The organism is Mesorhizobium loti (assembly GCF_003148495.1).
GTDB lineage: Bacteria > Pseudomonadota > Alphaproteobacteria > Rhizobiales > Rhizobiaceae > Mesorhizobium > Mesorhizobium loti.
Genome location: NZ_QGGH01000006.1, coordinates 48,387 through 68,864 on the forward strand (window position 1 = coordinate 48,387; position 20,478 = coordinate 68,864).

The window sequence follows — 20,478 nt, forward strand, 5'->3', positions numbered from 1 at the left end:
AGAAGGTGGCCCGAAGGGCCGGATGAGGGGCGGCGCTAAGTTCTGCAAGTGAGGCGCCGCCCCTCATCTGCCTGCCGGCACCTTCTCCCCGTGAAACGGGGAGAAGGACGCTAATTCCCTAAAACCGCTCCAACTTCCCTCGCACCTTCGCCAGAAATGCAGCCCGCGTCGCCGGCGTCGAGGAATCCATCAGATAGTGCGCCAGGAAAAAAGTCCGGCAACGTGTCGCGCACAGCGCCCGCATGCCGCGCAGCAGGGTCTTGCGTCCCGGCTGGCCGACGACCACGCTCCACCAGGTCGGCGCGCCGCAGGTGGTGATGACACCGACCTTGGTTACATGCGTCATCAGCGACTTGATCCGCCCCTTGCCCGCCGGCAGCTTGAAGGCGACGTCCGTCGCCCACACCCGGTCGAGCCAGCCTTTCAGCATCGCCGGCAGCCCGTACCACCAGGTCGGATAGACGAACAGGATCGCTTCGGCCCACTCAAGCAGTTCGAAATGCGGCTTCAGCGCCGGATCCTGCGGCGCCTGGTCGTTGTAGGAGCGCCGCTCGTCGCAGCCCATCACCGGGTCGAATCTCTCGGCATAGAGGTCGAGCAGCCGCACCTCCCAGCCTCTTCGTGTCAGCACGTCGACGGCAGCGTCGCGAATTGCCGCACAGAAGCTTTCCGGCACCGGATGGCAGTAGACCACCAGCGCGCGCATCAGAACGCCTCCATGCGTGCCGCGACCTTGGCCATGAAAGCCTTGCGCGTGCGGTCGGTAGACAGGTTCATCGCGTAATGCGCGAGATAGCTCACCGGCGCGCCGGGTTTTACGGTGGCGCGCAGCATCCGCTTGATCAGCCTGCGCGGCGGATCGCCCATCAGCATGGCGCGGAACCGGCTGCCGCCATAAGTGGTCACCGCTGCAACCTTGCTTATGTTGTGCAGCGACGGCTGCACCTTGCCGTCGACCAGCTTGAACGACACGCCGGGCAGGAAGACGCGATCGAAAAAGCCTTTCAGGATGGCTGGAAAACCATAATTCCAGACCGGATAGGACAGCACCAGCGCATCGGCCCGCAGCAGCCGCTCGACATAGGGCGCCACAGCGTCGGCCGGGCCGCGCTGGTTGTGATAATCCAGCCTCTCCCGGCGCGTCAGCCGCGGATCGAAATCCTCGGCATAGAGATCGCAGTCGTCGACCGTATGGCCCGCCGCCACCAGCCGCTCGACGATCATCCGGTGCAGGCCGGCGTTGAAGCTGGTCTCGACCGGATGGGCGTAGAGCACGAGGATGTTCATCAGCCTGCTTTCTGCAGCCCCTTGAACAAAAAAGTCCGGCCAGAGCGATAGTCGTAGTCCGGGTTTTCCCAGGCGATCATCTTGCCGGGGTTAAGCAGGCCCAGCGGGTCAGTCTCGCGCTTGAAGGCAAGCTGCACCGCGTCCGTCTGCTTCATGCCGCCCTCTTCCAGCGTGTAGCGGTGTGGGTTGAAGATCGGGCAGCCATTCTCCTCATGCAACCGCACGATCTCGTCGAGCCGCGCTTCGGTGGTGAACTTGACCAGCGGCAGGCCAAAGCAGGTGACGTTGCCGTCCAGGCGTACGAATTCGAGATGCGAGAAAACCTCGCCGGGAAACATCGCATCCATCTTCTCGACCAGCGCCAACTGGTTGGGAAAGGGATAGAGCGACTGCAGATAGGTAATCGAAGGATCGACGCGCAGCGCCCGGAGCGTCGTGTGATTCCAGGCCAGCTCATAGGCCGGCGGCAGGCCCTTTTTCTCGTCCGGCGTCGCCGTGGCCGCATTGTAGATCACCTCGCCGCTGACGCGGCGGGTGAAGGCCAGGAAGGCATCGAGCCCATGCTGCGCCACCATGACGACGCAGATGCTTTGCCCTTCCCGGAGGAATTTCTGGTGCCGCTTGAAATAGAGCTGCGGCACGGGTGCCGCTATCGGCGTGATCAGCTTGGTGAGGATGCCGTCCTGGCAGGCCAGCGCATTGCCATAGCGGGCGGCATCCATGAAAGCGTCGAAGCCAACAATGACGTCGACCCAGTCATAGGCTGCAGTCAGCGGCATCTCGACTTCCGATATGATGCCGTTGGTGCCGTAGGCGTGGGTGACCTTGTGCAGATTCTCGCCGGTGAGCTCGAGCGCTTTCGGCTCGGCTTCCATGGTCACCACGCGCAGGCGAAGCACATTGCCGAAATCGCGCAGGCCGCCGAAATTGATCGAGCCGACGCCGCCCGAACCGCCGGCGATGAAGCCGCCGATCGAGGCCGTGTTGTAGGTGGACGGCGACAGCCGCAGCTCCTGCCCGGAATGCGCCCGCGTCGCCTTGTCGATGTCGGCCAGGATCGCGCCTGGTCCCGTCACCACGCGACCTGGCGCGATCGACTTGATCTCGTTCATCTCGGCAAGGTTGAGCACCACACCGCCGGAGAGCGGCATCGCCTGGCCATAATTGCCGGTGCCGCTGCCGCGCGGCGTCACCGGCACACCATGCCGATGGCAGGCGGCAAGCACGCGGATCAGTTCGGCCTCGGTCTTCGGCGTCACGATCAGATCGCCGGTGACATGGTCGAGCTGCTGCTTCAGCACCGGGCTGTACCAGTAGAAGTCGCGGCTCTTCTGCTGGACGATGGCCGGATTGTCGTCGATCTTCAGGCCTTCGAGATCGCGTTTGAGCGCCGAAACGTCCATCATTCCACCATCAGTTCGTCGAGTTCGGCATAGTCGGGCAATTGCCGGTCGATTGCGCGTCCGCTGCGCACGACGATGCGATCCGATTCGGGCCGCGACAGCAATTCCGTCCAGCTTCGACCTTTGAACACGATGAAATCGGCATCCCCGCCGCTGGCCAGCGTGCCGAAGCCGTCGAGCCGCATCACTTTGGCGGGCGTCGCGGTGACGGCTTGCGGCCAGTCAGCGACCGGATGATCGAAATGCAGGATGCGCGTCGCCATGCGGTAGACCTCCAGCATGTCGAGATCGCCATAGGCATAGAAGGGATCACGCGTGTTGTCGGATGCGACGGCAACCGGAATGCCCCTCGCCTTCATCTCGTGCAGCAGCGTCACGCCGCGCCAGCGCGGCGTGGTGCCGTCGCCGCGCCGGTCCTGCAGATAGAGATTGCACATCGGCAGCGAGACGACGGCCAACCCGGCTTTCGCCACCTTGTCCAGCGTATCGAGCACGTCGAGGTCAGGCTGGCGCGACAGCGAACAGCAATGGCCGACGAGGATCTTTCCGTCGAAACCGTTCCAGAGTGCGGCCTCGGCGATCTTCTTCAGCGAGATCGCGGCGATGTCATCGGTCTCGTCGGCATGGAAATCGAGATCGAGGCCATGCTTGATGGCTTGCGCGAAGACGTGGTCGAGCAGCTCTTCGAGATCCGGCACCATATAGGTGACGACACCGAGCACGCCCTTGGCCGCGGCAACTCTTTTTGCCAGCCTGTCGAACCATTTCCTGTCGCGAACGCCCTCGATGCCGAGCAGGCAGGCGCCCTGCAACTCGATGCGGCCGCGCCATGCCTCGCGCATCGCCTCGAACACCGGCCAAGAGATTTCCTCCTGCGGCGCGACGCTGTCGAGGTGGGTGCGCAGCGCCCTGGTGCCATGCGCGTAGGCGCAGCGCAGCGAAAAATCCATGCGCCGGGCAACGTCTTCGGCGCTCCAGCGTGCCGCACGATCGGCACCGGCGGCATTCAGCGCGCCCATGAAGGTGCCGTCGGGATTGGGTTTTCGCGGCCAGATATGACCCTTGTCGATATGCGTGTGGCAGTCGACGAAACACGGCAGCACAATGCGGCCGCCAAGGTCGACAGCGTCCAGGGGCGTCGCTGCACGACGATGTGCGGCGATGGCTGCGATCTTGCCCTCGGTGACAGTGATGTCGGCAAGCGCAAAGCCATCGCGATCGAAAGCAGCGCCAAGGCCTGGGCTCAGGGACGCGTGAAGCCTGACGTTGGCGAGCTGGTATGAGCCTGTGTTCGGAATCAAGGACCTAGCGCTCCTGCTTCAGTGCGCTTTCGTGCCAGCGCCGCAAAATGAGATGCGAAATCAGCGACAGCACGAGGAAAATCAAAATGCCGGTAAGCGAGATCAGGAACAGCGCAGCGAACAGCCGCGGCGCGTTGAGCCGGTAGCCAGCCTCGATGATGCGCGAGGCGAGGCCAGACGACTGGCCGGTGGTGCCGGCGACGAACTCGGCCACCACGGCACCGATCAGCGACAGGCCGCCGGCGATCTTCAACCCGCCGAGGAAATAGGGCATCGCCGCCGGCAACCTGAGATAGCGCAATTGCTGCCAGCGCGTCGCGCCATTGAGCTTGAACATGTCGCGCAGATTGCGGTCGACGGAGTTGAGGCCAAGCGTGGTGTTGGACAGGATCGGAAAGAAGGCGACGATCCAGGCGCAGAGCAGGAGCTTGGTCGTCTGGTCGTTTACATAGATGTTGATCAGCGGAAAGATCGCTACGATCGGCGTCACCTGCAGCACGATGGCGAATGGGAAGAACGACATCTCGACCCATTTCGATTGCGCAAACAGCACCGCCAGCCCGACCCCGCCAATGACCGCCAGAGCCAGGCTGAGGAAGGTGATGCGCAAGGTGACGAGCAGCGAAGAGAACAGCAGGCCGGCATCGTTGTAGAGTGTCCACAGCACCACGCCGGGACGCGGCAGGATGTATTGCGGGATCGCGTTCCAGACGCATATGCGATCCCACAGCCATATCGCCAGGATCATGATCGCCAGCGGCAGCACCCAGCGGCCGATCCGTTCGAACCGCTCCTGGCGCACGCGGCGCGCTTCCTCGGGGTCGAGTTCGAGCACGCGCTCGTCAATGGCCGTCATGATGAGCGCCTGCTGTTGAATTGATGGCGTTGACCAACACATCGGAGGCCTGACGGCAGAGTGCCGCATAGTCGGGCGAGGTGCGAAACGCCTCGTCGCGCGGATAGGAGGCCTCGATGGCGAGTTCGTCGAACACCCTGCCCGGCCGCGCCGCCATGACGACGACACGGTTGGAGAGGAACACGCTTTCGAAGACGCTGTGGGTGACGAAGACGACGGTGAAACGTTCGTCCTGCCACAGTTCTAGCAGATCGTTGTTGAGCTTGAAGCGGGTGATCTCGTCGAGTGCCGCGAACGGCTCGTCCATCAACAGCACGCGCGGTTTGGTCACCATGGCCCGCGCGATCGAGACGCGCATCTTCATGCCGCCGGACAGTTCGCGCGGCACCGCGTCTTCGAAGCCGGTCAGATGCACCCGCGCCAGCATTTCCGTCACCGCCGGCGCGGCCTTGGCGCGGGAAATGCCTTTCAGCCGAAGCGGCAGCCAGACATTGTCGAAGACGCTGGCCCAGGGCAGCAGCGTCGGCTCCTGGAAAACGAAGCCGATGTTCGAGCGGTCAAGCGTCCCGCCGCCGCGCCAATCGAGCACGCCGGAGGTCGGCGTCGACAGGCCGGCGATCAGCCGCAGCGCCGTCGACTTGCCGCAACCCGACGGCCCGAGCAGGCTGAGGAAATCACCTTCCCGGATCGTCAGATTGACATCGCTCAGCGCAGTCACGCCGTTGGAGAAGACCTTGCCGACGCCCCTCAGCGCCAGCAATGTCGATGCCACGTCCGAGGCCGGCGCTTGCGCCACCTTTTCCCTTATCATGCCGGGACCGGCCTATTTCTTCAGGTCGAGCCCGACGCCCTTGTTGACGAAGGTCAGTGTGTAGGCCTTTTTGATGTCGATGCCGTCAGGCGTGACCTTGGCCTTGACCATCTTGTCGTAGAAACTTTTGATCCGCTCGTCGGTCATGGCGCCGATGCCGAGCTTCTCAGTGTCGCCGGAATCGGCAAGGCCGAACTTCTTCATCTGCTCGATCGAGAACGCGATCTGCTCGTCGCTCATGTCGGGATTGTCTTTCTTGATCAGGTCGTTGGCGGCCTTGTTGTCGCCGTAGAGATATTTGTACCAGCCCTTGGCCGAACCATCGACGAAGCACTGGACCACCTCCGGCTTCTTGTCGATCGTTTCCTGCATCACCTCGATCGTCGTCGAGTAGGTGTCCCAGCCATAGTCGGCAAGCAGGAACTGGTTCGGCACGAAGCCGCCTTCCTTCTTGACCGCGAACGGCTCGGAGGTGACGTAGCCCTGCTGGATCGACTTCTTGTTGGCGAGGAAGGGAGCGGTGTTGTAGGTGTAGGGCGCGCGCTTTGAGGCGTCGAAGCCGAGTTCGATGACCATCCACTGGAAGAAGGTCTGCACGCCCTCGTCGCCCAATATGTACTGGTCGGCGTTCTTCAGGTCTTCCCATTTGTCGAGCCCCTCGCCGGGGTGGGACATGATGACCTGCGGGTCCTTCTGGAAGTCCGCCGCCACCACGCGCATGGGAATGCCTTGCTGGACGGCATCGAAAGCCGACAGCAGATTGCCGCCCATGTAGAAATCGATCTTGCCGGCCAGCAGCATCGGCCGGCCGCTAACCTGCGGACCGCCCTGCATGATGGTGACGTCGAGGCCGCAGGCGGCGTAGGTGCCGTCCGCCACGGACTGATAATATCCGCCATGTTCCGGCTCGGCCAACCAGTTGGTGCCGAAGGTGACTTTTTCATTCGCAGCCGCACCCAGCGTGCTGGCTGCAAGCAAGGCCACAACCGCCACCGAGATCTTCTGTCTTCCGTACATCGACACCACCCTTTGTTTGCTCCGGCGCGCCACGCGCCAGGCTCGACACCAAAGATTCAAGAAGCAAGACACATGCCACCGGCGCCTTGCGCCGGGACCGCCCGCTGGAACGACATTGCACCGCCAAGGGCGGACGGGTCATGCTGTACGGAAGGCATCGTGCCTATTTTTTGAACGCCTGTCCACAATCGCTCGGGCAACATGCACCGCCATCTTGAAGGTGCAATGGGTCAGGCCTTAGGCTGGCGCTATCCAGGAGAATGCCATGTTCAAATTCCTCACCCCGAAGTCGATCAAGCCGCCCTTTGCCCGCTACAGCCACGGCGTCGAGGTGCCGCTCGGCAAGCGACTGGTGCTGTGCTCGGGTCAGGTCGCCATCACCGCGGACGACCAGATACCGGAAGACGCCGGCGCACAGGCCGAACTCTGCTTTCAAAACATCGCCGCGATTCTCGGCGAAGCCGGCCTGGGTCTGCAGGACATCGTCCGCATCAATGCCTATGTCACCGACCGCGCGCATCTGCGGCCGTATATGGACGTTCGCGACCGGCTGTTTTCCAGCCCCGCGCCGGCCTCGACTCTGATGATCGTCTCGGGATTTGCCCGACCCGAATTCAAGGTCGAAGTTGAGGCCATCGCGGCCGGGTGATCGACAGACAAGTTCTGTCGCGCTAGGTCTGCCCGTCCATTGAAGAGGCATGACATGACTGTTGCGAAGAAACGTGTGTGGTGGGGCGACTACCGGACCACCGAATACGCCTCGATCGACCCCGAGGCGACGATCGCCGTGTTGCCGGTGGCGGCGATCGAGCAGCACGGGCCGCATCTGCCTGTCTCGACCGACACCTCGATCATGAATGGCATGCTCGACACGGTCATTTCGCGCCTGCCCGATGATCTCGACATCCGCATCCTGCCAGTGCAGGCGGTGGGCAAGTCGAACGAGCACCTGCACGCGCCGGGCACCCTCACTTTGCCGGCAACCACGTTGATCGAAGCCTGGACCGAACTCGGCCTGTCGATCGCGCGCGCCGGCGTGCGCAAGCTGATCGTTGTCAATTCGCATGGCGGCAACGAAGAGATCATGGGCATCGTCACGCGCGAACTGCGCGTGCGTGAAAAGATGTTGGCGGTGAAGACCAGCTGGCAGCGCTTCGGCCGCCCGGCTGGCATGTACACCGAGCTTGAGGACCGCCACGGCATCCATGGCGGCGATGTCGAGACCTCGCTGATGCTGCATTTCCGGCCGGACCTTGTCGATATGGGCAAGGCCGACAATTTCGTCTCCAATGTCGCCAAGGCCGAGAAGGAATTCTCGCTGCTGCGCCACACCGGCACCCACGCCTTCGCCTGGATCGCCAGCGACCTCAACCCGAACGGCGTGGTCGGCGACGCCAGCATCGCGACGGCGGAGAAAGGCCGGCTGACATCGGAACATCAGGCCGATGGTTTCATCAGCCTGCTGCGGGATGTGCGCAAGGCGAAGCTCGCCGACTGGCTGAAGTAGCTAACCGTCTATCCTAAGCGCGAACGGCGTTCCTTCGAAGGCGTCGGCGCCGCGTCCGATTGCCTCGATCGCCTGGATCATGCGGCCGTTGCGGTCTAGCAAGACATCGGCCACCGCGATCAGCCGCGGATTGGGTGTCGCCGAGGGCGACAGCGCCCGTAGCGTCCGGGCCAGCTCGGCCTCGTCGCGCTTCGGCGCCAGCGCTGCCGCGATGATATAGGCCGAGGCGGTCGAGCGACTGATCCCGGCATAGCAGTGCACGACCATCGGCCTTGCCCGGTCCCAGCGGCGCGCAAAATCGAGCAGGTTGCGGACATGATCCTCGCCCGGCATGGTCATGCCGTCCTGCGCCACCGCTATGTCATGCATGACCAGATGTAAGTGGTTTTCCCTCGAGATCGAGGCCGGCCGCACCACTTCCGTGCCAGCGGCGAGCAGCGACAGCATGCGGTCGGCGCCGGTCCTGGCCACCGTTTCCTCGATCTTTGCCAGCGAGCAGACATGGATCATTGTTTTGAACCCTTCGATTGATCCTCGCGCCGCGCCGCCCATTCGGCAAGAGCGGATTCGAGCCGCTGCCATTCCTCCTGACTTCCCGGCAGGCCGGCGCGCAGGACATGCGGCCGGTCGGCAAAATGACGAAGCAGGATGCCGTGCTCACCAAGGGCTACAAACAGGCCGGCGGCATCGGCCAAGCGGAGATAGCGGAACAATGTGGTGCCGCCCGCGACGGGAACGCCGAAGCGGCCGAACAGCGCATCGAGCCGCGCCGATGCATCCATAAGGGATGCCCGCATCGCGTCCTGCCAGCCGATGTCGGCAAGCGCGCGGATGCCGTATTCCAATGCGAGGCCGGCGACGGCCCATGGTCCGAACTGCGTTTCCAGCCGGTCGACCGTCGTTGCATCGGAAAGTGCAAACCCGAGCCGCAAGCCGGCCAGGCCGAAGAACTTGCCGAACGAGCGCAGCACGACGATGCCGCCCTGGTCGACATCGCCCGCGAGGCTGTACTCGCGTGGGCCGACATCCATGAACGCCTCGTCGACGACCAGTAGTCCACCCCTGGCGCGCAGTCCGGCGGCCAGCGCCAGCAATCGGTCGCGCTCGACGATGCGCCCATCCGGATTGTTCGGATTGACGATGATGGCAAGGTCGGCGTCGGCCAGATCAGCGAAATCGCTGACCTCGGTCACCTCGTGCCCGGCGATAGCCGCAGCGCGGGCATGTTCGGCATAGGTCGGACCCAGCACCAGCGCCTTGCCGGGCGCGATCAGCGATGCGACGCGCGGCAACAGTATCTGCGTGCCCGGAGCCGCCGCGACATTGGCTGGCGACGGCGCGCCATAGGTGCTGGCCGCTATCTTGGCCAACTCGCGCCCACGGCCGGCTTCCGGCAAGCGCGACAGCGAGGTGGCGGGCAGGTCGAAAAGCGGATAGGAGTGCGGATTGATACCGGTCGAGAGGTCGACGAAAGGCAGTAGGGCGTTGGGGAAAAGCGCCCTCGCCCGGCCAAGACTTCCACCATGGTCCACAACCGCCCCATCAAGAAGCTTCATGTCAGTCCTGATCGCTTTCCTGTCATTGGCCGTCGAATTCGCCCTCGGTTACCCCGACTGGCTGTTTCGCGCCATCGGCCATCCGGTGACGTGGTTCGGCAGGCTGATATCCTTTCTCGACCGCAGGCTCAACCACGCCACTGATCCCGACGCGCTGCGTCGCAAGCGTGGTGTCCAGGCGCTGCTGGTCATCGTGCTGGTGCCGGCGGTGATCGGCCTCGGCGTGCAGATTCTGTTTTGGTTCGTTCCCATGGGCCTGATCATTACGGCCCTCCTGGCAACGTCGCTTCTGTCGCAGAAGAGCCTTTATGAGCATGTCGAGGCGGTAGCCGACGCGCTCGACACCGGCGGCTTGGCTTTGGGCCGCGTGGCCGTCTCGCGAATCGTCGGCCGCGATCCCGAAACACTGGACAGGGCCGGTGTCTGCCGCGCGGCGATCGAGAGCCTGGCCGAGAATTTTTCCGACGGCATCGTTGCCCCCGCCTTCTGGACCGGCGTCGGCGGCCTGGGCGGCGGCGCTGCCTACAAGGCCGCCAACACCGCCGATTCGATGATCGGCCACCGCACCCCGCGCCACGAGGCCTTCGGCTGGGCGGCGGCGCGCTTCGACGATTGGATCAACCTGCCGGCGTCGCGGGTGACGGCGCTGCTGATCGTGCTGGCGGCTTTCCTGGTCAGGGGCGCCGATCCGCGCAATGCCTGGCATGCGGTGTGGCGCGACGCGAAAAAACACCGCTCGCCCAATGCCGGCTGGCCCGAAGCGGCGATGGCCGGTGCGCTCGGCCTGGCGCTCGCCGGGCCGCGCTTCTATGGCGGCGTCCTGGTCGACGACGTCTTCATGGGCGAAGGCGGCCGGCGCGAAGCCGACAGCACCGACATCAGGCAGGCGCTGAAACTCTATCGCGTCGCCGACTATCTGCTGATCGCGTTGTTTGGGCTGGTCGCGGTTATTTTCATGGTGGCCTGATCTCACCCTCCCTTTTTGTGGGGGGTAAAAGCTCTTAGAACTCGATACCTTGCTGGGCCTTCACGCCTGCGGAAAAATGGTGCTTGGTCACGCCCATTTCGGTGACGAGGTCGGCGGCCTCGACCAGCGCCGGCTTGGCGTTGCGGCCGGTGACGACCACGTGCAGGCCCTCGCGCCGCGCTTTCAGCGCTGCAACCACCTTGTCGAGATCGAGATAGTCGTAGCGCAGCGCAATGTTGAGTTCATCGAGCACCAGAAGGCTGATCGACGGATCGGCCATCAGCTCAAGCACCTTGGCCCACGCGGCTTCGGCCGCGGCGATGTCGCGCTTCAGATCCTGCGTTTCCCAGGTGAACCCCTCGCCCATCGCGTGCCAGACGACGCGATCGCCGAAGGCGGCGAAGGCGTCTTTCTCGCCGGTATGCCATTTGCCCTTGATGAACTGGACGACGCCGACGCGCTTGCCGTAGCCGAGCATCCGCAGCGCGAGACCGAAGGCGGCTGTCGTCTTGCCTTTGCCCGGGCCGGTGTTGACGATGAGCAATCCCTTCTCGACCGTCTTGCTCGCCACTTCGGCATCCTGCACCGCCTTGCGCTTGGCCATCTTGGCGCGGTGGCGTTCTTCGTCCTTATCGTCGATGTCGGTCATATCATTTCACCTTGAGCGGCAGCCCCGCCACCATCAGCAGCACCGTATCGGCGACAGCAGCGACCTGCTGGTTGAGCCGTCCGGCGGCGTCGCGGAAACGGCGTGCCAGTGCATTATCCGGCACGATACCCTGGCCGACTTCATTGGACACCACGAACCACGACCCGCGCGGCCGCGACAGCACATCCGCCAGCCGACGGCATTCAAGCTCGATATCGTGATCGGCCAGCATATGATTGGTCAGCCACAGCGTCAGGCAGTCGACAAGCACAGGCTGGTTGTCAGGCAAGGCCCCGAGCGCGCCGGCGAGATCGAGCGGTGCGTCGATGGTCGTCCAGCCTTCGTCGCGCCGCGACCGGTGCAACGCGATGCGCTCATGCATCTCGTCGTCATAGGCTTGCGCCGTGGCGATATAGGTCCATGGCGGCAGCAAACCCGTCGCCAAGGTCTCGGCGTGCGCGCTCTTGCCGGAGCGCGCACCGCCGATGAGGAAGGTCAGGGCCTTGCTGTCAGGCAAAGCTGTCGCGCAGGCTGGTCGCCGTGCCGGTGAAGCGGCCGCGCACCACGCCGACGACCGCGCCGAGCATCAGCCAGAACACCAGATTGGTCACCGTCACCGCCACCACGAACTGGTGATGCAAGCCTTCCGGAATCGCCGTCTCGTAGCTGCCGGGCTGCGGCGCGCCGACAATATGCGGCGCGACGATCAAGGCCACGGCAAGGATCGCCAGCGGCAGCGACTTGCGGAAGGCGATCAGGCCGAGCCCGGCCGCGGTCGCCGCCACCGTAGCCCACCACCAGATCTGGCGCTGGGTGAGGTCGGCAGCCGGCATGGCCGGCAGTTCCGGCGGCAGGCCGAGGCCAGGCGCCAGCGTAAACACGGCAAAGCCGGCCAGGCCCCAGAACACGCCCTGGCGCCAATTGCCGATGCCGCCGGCGAATTCCGAAACCGCGACCAGGATCAAGGCGAAGCCGATGCCGGTGACGATATTGGCAAGCACGCTGAAGGCAAAACGCTCGAAACCGTCTGCCGGCGCCCAGCCTTCGTATTCCGCCGGAGCCGCCGCTTCCGCCGGTGCCGGCGTGGCAGCGCTCATGGAGTTTGTTGCCGGCGCGGCCGAGTTCATCGCGTTGCCGCTGGCGGCATCGGCAGGTGCCGCTGGCGCGGCGGCATGGTCATGGCTGCGGCCGCCGCCGGCCTGTTCGTAGACTTCCGCCTTCAGGATCAGCGGCACGGTGGCATAGGCCTGCATGCAGGCGAGAACGACGCCGGCCACGAGCCCTGCGATCGCCGCGATGAACACGACGTTGCGAAACAGGTTCATGATGTCAGATCCTCGTCAGTGGCAGGGAAACGCCATCGAATGGCGATAGTCGTGAGCCGCATTGTGGACCGCATCGATATGCGAGAAGCCGACAAAGCCCATCACGAAAATGCCGAGAAACGCAGCAAGAGCGAGCTGCATGAAGCGCGACTGCGAGGAGACGGAGGCGCCGAGGGAGACGGAAGCGGTAGTCATATCTTGTCCTTTCGCCCTCCACCCGAGGGCATCGAAGTCAGTTTCCTGTCGCCGGCAGGTCTCCTGGCTCGCGGATCAGCGCCCTTCCCCACCTTCCCGAAGAAAAAATCTTCAGTGGCATATGGAGAGGACTACCGCACACAGTTGCGGGGGCAGCCACGGCATTGGGCGAAACTCGCCCGCACCGCATTCCCTCTTGGCTCCAAAATGGAACCGACGACATTGGTGACTATAGGCAGAATCCTCGCCCCCGGCAAACCAAATTCCGCCGGCAACCATCGCGAATGCGTCGTACCAGCCGAGAGCTGCCGGTGCCGCAATTGACAATTTTCCTGGCCGGGTGTCGGCTGGCATCTCTAGAGGAAGCCAGCCATGCAGCCCATTGCCAGCGAGCGCGATCCCTACAATGGCCTGACCCGGGCCGAACCGACGCTGCCGTCATCAGCCTATTGGGATGCAGGCAGCTATCAAAAAGATCTCGACGCCATCTGGTATCGAAGCTGGCTGCTCGTCTGCCGCGAGGCCGACCTTGCGCAACCACTGGCTTTCCGCAGATTCCGCATCGGCACGCAGGACATCGTCGTGTTGCGGGACGAGACCGGCGAGCTGCGCGCCTTTCACAACACCTGCCGCCATCGCGGCTCGCAGCTTTGCCAGGAAAGCGAGGGCCAGCTGAAGGCGCGACTGATCACCTGCCCCTACCACGCCTGGTCCTATTCCCTGCGTGGCGACCTCGTGCGCGTGCCGTCGAAATCGCTGCCGGAAGGCTTCGACAAGGCCGACTACCCGCTTTATCGGGTCGCACTCTCGGTGTGGCGCGGCTTCGTTTTCGTCAACCTGCAGGAGGACGCCGCCGGCTCAGCGCAGGCATTCTTCGATCCGGCCTCCGGCGATCTCTGCAATTGGCCACTGGAGACGCTGGTGAGCGGCCACGTGCTGCGCAAGGTGATGAACTGCAACTGGAAGATTTTTTGGGAAAACTTCAACGAGTGCCTGCATTGCCCGGGCGTCCACAAGGACCTGTCGCGGCTGGTGCCGATCTATGGGCGTGGCCTGATGGGCCGGCACGACGATCCCGAATGGGCTCGCCACGCCGACAATGATGCACCGGAATTTTCCGGCGGACTGCGTGCAGGAGCCGAAACATGGTCGCGCGACGGCCAGGCGCATGGGCCGGTCTTCTCGAGCCTGACACCAGCGGAGCGCGCCGCCGGCCAGACCTATGCCACCTGCCTGCCGTCGATGTTCATCGTCGGCCATGTCGATTATGTCAGAACCGTCCGGCTTGTGCCGCTCGGCCCCGAGCAGACCGAGCTTGTCGCGGAATGGCTGTTTTCGCCCGAAGCGCTCGCCACGACCGACATCGACAACATCGTCGCCTTCGGCACGCAGGTGCTGGAGGAGGATGCGACGATCTGCGAGGTCAACCAGAGAGGCCTGCGCTCGCTGCGCCACCAAGCCGGCGTGCTGATGCCCGAGGAATACGACCTGCACCGTTTCCACAACTGGGTGCGCGAGCGGCATGCGGCACGCGAGGCAAGTGCCTAGCCGGCGACTAAAGCGATTTCGGCAGATAGCGCCACGTCACAAAGCCGCAAACCGCCGCCAGCAGGCCGAGCGTGACGAACACCGAGCCCAGGCCGAAGAAGGCCAGCACCACGGAATAGACCAGCGGCGGCGTCAGCTCGGAAAAGTCGAGATAAGTGCGATAGACCGCCGCCATCTGCGATCTTTCATAGGAGCGCACCGAGCGCATGAAGGCAGTCGAGCCGAGGGCGTCGAGCGCGATGGTGAAGAAGGCACCGCAGAGCAGGAAGGCGCCGGTGAGCAGCGGCGCGGTTTCGCCGACGAAGCCCGCTGCCAGCAGCGTGGCAGACATGGCGAAATAAGCAAATGTCATGGTCCTGCGGCCGCCAAAGCGCTTTCCCGCCTTGCCCCAGAAGATGGCCATGAACAAAAGCGCGTTGCCGGCCGAAACCAGCAGGCCGCCGGCCAGCTTGCCCTCGCCGGTGATCACCATGAACAGCGGCCCATAGACGAAGAACGTCGTCCAGAAACAGGAGCGGCCGAAAGCGATCAGCCACGCCAGCCGCAGCCTGGGCTGGGCGATGAAGCGGCCGATATTGGCGAGCGGATTGGCCGGTCGCGTCTTGCCCGGGCGGATCGACGGGTTGTCGCCGAGCCTATAGGTCCAGAACAGCGCCAGCAACGCCATCGCGAACACCGCGACCGCACCATGCGCGGCATAGATACCGAAGCGCGTGTAGAGGAAGATGCCGAGCGTCGGCCCGCCGGTCCAGGCCAACATCGACCATGCCATGCGCAGCGATTCGGCCTGCATGAAGTCGGTCTTGCGGATGTGGTCCATGATGTAGAGGTTGAGCGTGATCGATAGCGCGCTGGCGCCCATCACGCGGCACAGCATGCCGGCCAGTTGCCCGGCAAGCGTGTCGGTGACAAAGAACAGCGAACCGATGGCGAGCAGGCAGGCGCCGGCCGTGTAGACCCAGCGGCGGGCAAAGCGGCGGATCAGCATCGGCATGAACAGCGTCACCGACAGGCCGAGCATCGCTACCACTGTGTAGAGGATCGAGACGATCTGCTCGTTGTGCAGGATCTCATAGGCCTGGATCGGGATGACGCTCGACACGGTGGCGCGAGCAAAGGATTCGACCGCGTAGAGCGAGGCGAAGGTGCGCGCGTCCGCGGCCTTGAGGGCCGGTAGCCAGATCGGATGGCGCACATGGGTGGACATTGCTTCCCCAAGCAGAATCACAGGGCCAAATCTGGCGCGGCCATCCCCGCGCCAATAAGAGGAAACCGACGCGTATCCGGTAAAAGCGAAGTCGGCCAAAGGCTTCCCGCCACTGGCCTAATGCGGCGCCTGGTCCGGCGTCCGCGGCAAAGCTCACGGTCTTCTGTTGTCCGGTGCAACCGTGATAGTCGTCTTGCGGGGCTGAATCAGAACGCGAGACCATGAGCATCCAAACGCCGACCGCACCCGTTCAGGATCGACCAAAACGCATCGTCGCCATCGACATCGTGCGCGGCATCGCGCTGATCGCCATGGCGAGCTACCATTTCACTTGGGATCTGGAATTCTTCGGCTACACCGATCCCGGCCTGACCGCCTTCGGCTGGTGGAAGATCTACGCGCGCTGCATCGCCTCGACCTTCCTGTTCCTGGTTGGCGTCAGCCTGTACCTCGCCCATGGCCGACAAATCCGCTGGAACGGCTTCTGGAAGCGATTCGCCATGGTCGCCGGAGCCGCGATCGCGATTTCGGTCGTCACCCGCATCGCCACGCCGGACGGCTTCATCTTCTTCGGCATATTGCACGAGATAGCGCTGGCGAGCCTGCTTGGCCTCGCCTTCCTGCGGCTGCCGGCTTTGTTGACGCTGGTCGTTGCCGCGCTCGTCATCGCGGCGCCTGTCTATCTGCGCTTGGAGGCCTTCGATCACCCGTGGCTGTGGTGGGTCGGCCTGTCGGCGAACAATCCACGTTCCAACGACTACGTGCCCCTGTTGCCATGGTTCGGCGCTGTGCTTCTCGGCATCGGCGTCGCCAAGCTTGCCACGGGCGCGGGTGTCCTGACGGGGCTGGCGAACCTCAAGCCCGGCCGCTGGGCCAACCCGCTCGTCTTCATCGGCCGCCACAGCCTGGCCTTCTACCTGATTCACCAGCCGCTGCTGATCGGCTGCGTGTGGCTGTTCTCGCAGATCATGCCGGCACAGGTCGAAACCCCGCAGGTGAACTTCCTCAAAACCTGCCAACTGTCTTGCGAACAGTCGCGCGACACGGAGTTCTGTTCAAGCTACTGTGTCTGCATGCTCGATACGCTCGAGGGCGAGGCCACGCTTGATCGGCTCTACAACAACGACCAGACTGCGGAATGGAAGGCACATTTGTCCGATCTTGCCGGCATGTGCACAGCCAAAACCGATAGCAAGTTGATGGAGGAAGGGGTCCAATGACCGAGAACCAGCCGAAGCCGGGGATCATACCGTGGCCGCCGCTGATCTATACCGCCGCCATCGCCATCAGCATCGCGCTTGGCCTGCTCTATCCCCTGCCTTGGATCGGCGACATCCTGGGCGATATCCTTTTCGCCGCCGGTTGGGTGGCGCTGTTTGCCGTCGCCGCACTCTGGTTCACCGCGATCCGCACCATGATCCGGGCCAAGACCACGCTCAACCCCAACGCGGTGCCCGATCACCTCGTCACCACAGGTCCCTTCGGCGTCACCCGCAATCCGATGTATCTGGCCAACACGCTGCTTTTGATCGGCGTCGCCTTTGTCTCAGGCATCGTGTGGTTCCTGCCGCTCGCGTTCATCGCCGCCTATGCCACGCAGAAGGCCGCGATCGAAGGCGAGGAAAAGGTGTTGGCCGCGAAGTTCGGCAAGAAATACCGCGATTACGCGAAACGCGTACGGCGCTGGATTTGACGAGCGCTACGTATTCACGCCAAGCTCAACCAGCCGCTCCACACAAGATTCCTCTGCCTGATCGAGTTCGGCAAGTGTCTCTTCGAGGTCGCGGCGCTTCTGTCTGAGATCCTCGCGCTTTTCCTCGATGCGCTTGATCATCAGCTTGAGTTGACCGACCTCGCCGGGCGGCGCCTTGTACATCTGGATGATTTCGCGGATCTCGTTGATCGAGAAACCGAGCCTTTTGCCGCGCATGATCTGGCGGATGAGGTGGCGGTCGGACGGGCGAAACAGCCGCGTGCGGCCACGCCGCACTGGCTGCACCAGCCCCTCGTCCTCGTAGAAGCGCAGCGTCCGCGTCGATACGTCGAACTCGCGAGTCAACTCGGTGATCGAATAATATTCTCGCATTGCCACTCCCGCACGCCGGAATCCCAAACGATCGCCATGCGGCGCCCTTCCGTCCCGAACCAAAACCCATGCCATGCCGGAATCGATATGGCGCCCCGCGCAAGCCTCGCATGGCATTTACGTAAAAGTCAATTGAGACACGACAGGTGCCTTCAGGGCACACCGAACCACCATGTGGCAATGCCGAGAAAGGCAAAGAAGCCGACGACATCGGTGACCGTGGTGACGAAAACCGCCGAAGCGACCGCCGGATCGACCTTGAAACGGTCGAGCAGCAGCGGGATCAGGATGCCGGCCAGGGCGGCCGCGAACATGTTGATGATCATCGCCGCCGCAATGATGCCGCCCAGATTGGGGTCGCGGAACCAGGCCGCGGCAACGATGCCGATCAGGATGGCGAACACGATGCCATTGATGAAGCCGACACCCATCTCGCGGCGGATGATGCGGCCGGCATTGTAGATGTCGAGATCCTTTGTCGCCAGCGCCCGCACCGTGACCGTCATGGTCTGCGAGCCGGCATTGCCGCCCATGCCGGCGACGATCGGCATCAACACTGCCAGCGCCACGATATGTTCGATCGTGCGGTCGAACAGACTGATCACCGATGCGGCCAGAAATGCCGTCAACAGATTGATCAACAGCCATGGAACGCGCGAGCGCGATGTGGAGAGAACACTGTCGGACAGTTCTTCATCGCCGACGCCGCCCATGCGCATCAGATCTTCCTCGGCCTCCTGCTGGATGACGTCGACCACGTCATCGATGGTCAGCACGCCGACCAGCCGCTCGTTCTCGTCGACGACGGCGGCCGACAATAGGTCATACTGTTCGAATTCCCGCGCCGCCTCTTCCTGATCCATGGTGGCGGGAATGGCGTGCCGTGTCTCATGCATGACCTCCTCGACCTTGACCGCGCGCCTGGTGCGCAGGATCTGGTCGAGGTCGATGGCGCCGAGCAGTTTGAAGGTCGGATCGATGACGAAGATCTGGCTGAAGCGCTCAGGCAGGTTCTTGTCCTCGCGCATGTAATCGATGGTCTGGCCGATCGTCCAGAATGGCGGCACCGCGACGAACTCGGTCTGCATGCGCCGGCCGGCCGTCTCTTCGGGATAGTCGAGCGAGCGGCGCAGCCTGATCCGCTCGGTGAACGGCAGCTGCGACAGGATCTCGTCCTGGTCTTCCTTCTCGAGGTCTTCGAGAATGTAGACGGCGTCGTCGGAATCGAGCTCCTGCACCGCCTGGGCGATCTGCGCATTGGGCAGATTGTCGACGATCTCCATACGGATCGCCTCGTCGACCTCGGTCAGCGAGGAAAAGTCGAAATCCGCGCCCAAGAGTTCGACCAGCGCACGGCGCTGTTCGGGATGCAGCGCCTCGAGCAGGTCGCCGAGTTCCGACTGATGCAGGTCGTCGACTTCATGCTTTAGGGTCAGCGTATCGCGGTCGGCGATCGCCGCGCCAATCCGCGCAAGGAAGGACGAAAGGACGGCGCCGTCCTCGCCATAGATGTCGGCGTGATGCTCCTCGGCGGCCCTGGCGCCGGTCGTCCGTTCGTGCTCGCCTTCCACCAGCGCCTCCCGCCATCGCAATCCCGGAAAAGGTGCGTCTCAGGTCTAGAGCATCGGCCCCCAAAGTGGAAACCGGTTTTGGGGAAAATCCGACGCTCATTCCAGAGATAGCGCGGCAGCGTGAATCGATTTGGGAATTTGTCGCTCTAACGCACGGAATATCAAACGAAATGCCCACTCTCCTGCCTGGTTCCCTTCACGGGGAGACGGTATTGCCGATGCCCAACCTGGAATGCCGATCCTGCCAAAACCAACCGGATACCGGTTAAGGTGACGCGACAGCGCATGTCGCTGGGGAAAGAGCACCCTTGTGCGGTTGCGGCGATTGTCGTGGCACAGGGTCCGGATATCAGCCGGATCCGCCCATGTCCGCAACCGGTCCAGAACGGAAGCCCTTGAGCGCAAGGTCGGCGACAACGAACGAGGTCACATCAGGACAGCAACGCGTTCGCGTCGTTGTCGCCGAGCGCAACCCGCTTGTCATATCGGCGCTGCGCGAAATGCTGGAATGCGACGGACGTTTCGAATTGCTGGGCGCCGTGCAGAGCGGCAAGCAACTCCTGGAACTGGCGGTGAACACCAAATTCGATGTCGCCGTCATCGGCTGGAGGCTCGCCGACATGGACGGCGCGGATGTTCTGGCCGAGGTCCAGAGCCGTAAGCTCGATATGCGCATCACGGTGTTTTCCAACGACCATGACATCGGCATCCTGAAGCAGTGCGTGCGGCTCGGGGCTCAGGGCTACTGCTTCCAGTTCGACGATCCGCATATTATCTTCGAGACGATCCTGGCGGTCGCGTATGGCCGCATCTGCATCCCCTACATCGACATCAACAAGGTCAACGACACGCCTTTGGCGCAGCTGACGGTGCGCGAGCGCGAGCTGCTGGCGGTGCTGTCCGACGGCTGGACCAACCTTCAGATCGCGACGCGCACGGGAATTTCCGAGAATACGGTGAAATACCACCTCAAGAATCTCTACGACAAGCTTGACGTCCGCAACCGGGCGATGGCAGTCGCCCTCTATTCGAGCGAGAAGCGCCGCACTCCCAGGCTGCCTGTCGGGTAGGACGACCGGGTAGGCCAATGGGTAGGCCCAATGGGTAGGCCAAGTGGGTAGGCTCGCCCCACCCGCGCGCGGCGAGAACTTACCCGCCAAGGTGTTGTTGCTCCTCGCCGCCGAGACGACAC

The 20,478-nt window shown here is 63.4% G+C and carries 23 protein-coding genes and 1 riboswitch; of the genes, 7 read left to right on the plus strand and 16 right to left on the minus strand.

Annotated features, from left to right (window positions below; genetic code table 11):
- Positions 1-118: 118 nt before the first annotated feature.
- From C8D77_RS22095 to C8D77_RS22125, 7 genes are read right to left on the minus strand one after another with little or no spacing between them, the layout of a single operon-like run.
- Entirely contained in the window at positions 119-706 is a 588-nt protein-coding gene (locus tag C8D77_RS22095) for an NAD(P)H-dependent oxidoreductase (RefSeq protein WP_109667880.1), read from the minus strand.
- Positions 706-1,287, minus strand: a complete 582-nt coding sequence (locus tag C8D77_RS22100) for an NAD(P)H-dependent oxidoreductase (RefSeq protein WP_170136797.1) — start codon at positions 1,285-1,287, stop codon at positions 706-708. Before C8D77_RS22100 ends, C8D77_RS22095 begins: the two co-directional genes overlap by 1 nt.
- Positions 1,287-2,690, minus strand: a complete 1,404-nt coding sequence (locus C8D77_RS22105; RefSeq protein WP_109667884.1) for an FAD-binding oxidoreductase — start codon at positions 2,688-2,690, stop codon at positions 1,287-1,289. The genes C8D77_RS22100 and C8D77_RS22105 overlap by 1 nt, the downstream gene beginning before the upstream one ends.
- Positions 2,690-3,991: a cytosine deaminase gene (locus tag C8D77_RS22110; protein WP_109667886.1), complete on the minus strand. Its 1,302-nt coding sequence runs from the start codon at positions 3,989-3,991 to the stop codon at positions 2,690-2,692. Before C8D77_RS22110 ends, C8D77_RS22105 begins: the two co-directional genes overlap by 1 nt.
- Before the next feature lie 4 nt (positions 3,992-3,995).
- Positions 3,996-4,847, minus strand: coding sequence for an ABC transporter permease (locus C8D77_RS22115; RefSeq protein ID WP_109667888.1), 852 nt, complete (start codon positions 4,845-4,847; stop codon positions 3,996-3,998).
- Positions 4,834-5,658, minus strand: coding sequence for an ABC transporter ATP-binding protein (locus C8D77_RS22120; protein WP_109667890.1), 825 nt, complete (start codon positions 5,656-5,658; stop codon positions 4,834-4,836). Before C8D77_RS22120 ends, C8D77_RS22115 begins: the two co-directional genes overlap by 14 nt.
- Before the next feature lie 12 nt (positions 5,659-5,670).
- Positions 5,671-6,675: an ABC transporter substrate-binding protein gene (locus C8D77_RS22125; protein ID WP_109667892.1), complete on the minus strand. Its 1,005-nt coding sequence runs from the start codon at positions 6,673-6,675 to the stop codon at positions 5,671-5,673.
- A 265-nt stretch (positions 6,676-6,940) separates the two neighbouring features.
- Between C8D77_RS22125 and C8D77_RS22130 the strand changes: the two genes are divergently transcribed.
- Both C8D77_RS22130 and C8D77_RS22135 read left to right on the plus strand, forming a co-directional pair.
- A complete protein-coding gene (locus C8D77_RS22130) occupies positions 6,941-7,324 on the plus strand; it encodes a RidA family protein (RefSeq protein ID WP_109667895.1) in 384 nt (127 codons plus the stop codon).
- A 54-nt stretch (positions 7,325-7,378) separates the two neighbouring features.
- Positions 7,379-8,182, plus strand: a complete 804-nt coding sequence (locus tag C8D77_RS22135; RefSeq protein ID WP_109667897.1) for a creatininase family protein — start codon at positions 7,379-7,381, stop codon at positions 8,180-8,182.
- Here the strand turns inward: C8D77_RS22135 and C8D77_RS22140 are convergent, their stop codons facing one another.
- Together C8D77_RS22140 and cobD are read right to left on the minus strand one after the other, a co-directional pair.
- Positions 8,183-8,692: a tyrosine phosphatase family protein gene (locus tag C8D77_RS22140; RefSeq protein ID WP_109667900.1), complete on the minus strand. Its 510-nt coding sequence runs from the start codon at positions 8,690-8,692 to the stop codon at positions 8,183-8,185.
- Positions 8,689-9,738: a threonine-phosphate decarboxylase CobD gene (cobD, locus tag C8D77_RS22145; RefSeq protein ID WP_109667902.1), complete on the minus strand. Its 1,050-nt coding sequence runs from the start codon at positions 9,736-9,738 to the stop codon at positions 8,689-8,691. Before cobD ends, C8D77_RS22140 begins: the two co-directional genes overlap by 4 nt.
- Here cobD and cbiB point away from each other — a divergent pair.
- Positions 9,737-10,705, plus strand: coding sequence for an adenosylcobinamide-phosphate synthase CbiB (cbiB, locus tag C8D77_RS22150; protein ID WP_109667904.1), 969 nt, complete (start codon positions 9,737-9,739; stop codon positions 10,703-10,705). The genes cobD and cbiB overlap by 2 nt on opposite strands.
- Positions 10,706-10,739: 34 nt before the next feature.
- Here cbiB and cobO read toward each other — a convergent pair whose 3' ends face one another.
- Genes cobO through C8D77_RS22170 form a run of 4 tightly spaced genes read right to left on the minus strand, consistent with a single transcriptional unit; the run spans position 10,740 to position 12,874 of the window.
- Complete coding sequence (gene cobO, locus C8D77_RS22155) at positions 10,740-11,354, minus strand: cob(I)yrinic acid a,c-diamide adenosyltransferase (RefSeq protein WP_109667906.1); 615 nt, start codon at positions 11,352-11,354, stop codon at positions 10,740-10,742.
- Position 11,355: 1 nt separating this feature from the next.
- A complete protein-coding gene (gene cobU / locus C8D77_RS22160; protein ID WP_109667908.1) occupies positions 11,356-11,871 on the minus strand; it encodes a bifunctional adenosylcobinamide kinase/adenosylcobinamide-phosphate guanylyltransferase in 516 nt (171 codons plus the stop codon).
- Complete coding sequence (locus C8D77_RS22165; RefSeq protein WP_109667910.1) at positions 11,864-12,679, minus strand: CbtA family protein; 816 nt, start codon at positions 12,677-12,679, stop codon at positions 11,864-11,866. Before C8D77_RS22165 ends, cobU begins: the two co-directional genes overlap by 8 nt.
- Before the next feature lie 15 nt (positions 12,680-12,694).
- A complete protein-coding gene (locus C8D77_RS22170) occupies positions 12,695-12,874 on the minus strand; it encodes a CbtB domain-containing protein (protein WP_109667912.1) in 180 nt (59 codons plus the stop codon).
- A gap of 36 nt (positions 12,875-12,910) precedes the next feature.
- Positions 12,911-13,107: riboswitch (cobalamin riboswitch) on the minus strand.
- A gap of 139 nt (positions 13,108-13,246) precedes the next feature.
- On the opposite strand from C8D77_RS22170, the gene C8D77_RS22175 reads away from it, so the two are divergent.
- Positions 13,247-14,422, plus strand: a complete 1,176-nt coding sequence (locus C8D77_RS22175; protein ID WP_109667914.1) for an aromatic ring-hydroxylating oxygenase subunit alpha — start codon at positions 13,247-13,249, stop codon at positions 14,420-14,422.
- 7 nt (positions 14,423-14,429) lie between these two features.
- Here the strand turns inward: C8D77_RS22175 and C8D77_RS22180 are convergent, their stop codons facing one another.
- Complete coding sequence (locus C8D77_RS22180; protein ID WP_109667917.1) at positions 14,430-15,629, minus strand: MFS transporter; 1,200 nt, start codon at positions 15,627-15,629, stop codon at positions 14,430-14,432.
- A 221-nt stretch (positions 15,630-15,850) separates the two neighbouring features.
- On the opposite strand from C8D77_RS22180, the gene C8D77_RS22185 reads away from it, so the two are divergent.
- Together C8D77_RS22185 and C8D77_RS22190 are read left to right on the plus strand one after the other, a co-directional pair.
- Positions 15,851-16,849 carry a heparan-alpha-glucosaminide N-acetyltransferase gene (locus C8D77_RS22185; RefSeq protein ID WP_109667919.1) on the plus strand — a complete coding sequence of 333 codons (999 nt, stop codon included), beginning with the start codon at positions 15,851-15,853 and terminating at the stop codon, positions 16,847-16,849.
- Positions 16,846-17,322 (plus strand): methyltransferase family protein, encoded by a 477-nt coding sequence (locus C8D77_RS22190; protein WP_109667921.1) that lies wholly within the window; start codon positions 16,846-16,848, stop codon positions 17,320-17,322. The genes C8D77_RS22185 and C8D77_RS22190 overlap by 4 nt, the downstream gene beginning before the upstream one ends.
- A 6-nt stretch (positions 17,323-17,328) precedes the next feature.
- On the opposite strand, the gene C8D77_RS22195 is transcribed toward C8D77_RS22190, so the two are convergent.
- Together C8D77_RS22195 and mgtE are read right to left on the minus strand one after the other, a co-directional pair.
- On the minus strand, positions 17,329-17,715 hold the full coding sequence (locus C8D77_RS22195; RefSeq protein WP_056596491.1) for a MerR family transcriptional regulator: 387 nt from the start codon (positions 17,713-17,715) through the stop codon (positions 17,329-17,331).
- 152 nt (positions 17,716-17,867) lie between these two features.
- A complete protein-coding gene (mgtE, locus tag C8D77_RS22200) occupies positions 17,868-19,286 on the minus strand; it encodes a magnesium transporter (protein ID WP_109667923.1) in 1,419 nt (472 codons plus the stop codon).
- A gap of 395 nt (positions 19,287-19,681) precedes the next feature.
- Here mgtE and C8D77_RS22205 point away from each other — a divergent pair, with 395 nt between their 5' ends.
- Positions 19,682-20,356, plus strand: a complete 675-nt coding sequence (locus tag C8D77_RS22205; RefSeq protein ID WP_245951852.1) for a LuxR C-terminal-related transcriptional regulator — start codon at positions 19,682-19,684, stop codon at positions 20,354-20,356.
- The last annotated feature ends 122 nt before the right edge of the window (positions 20,357-20,478 follow it).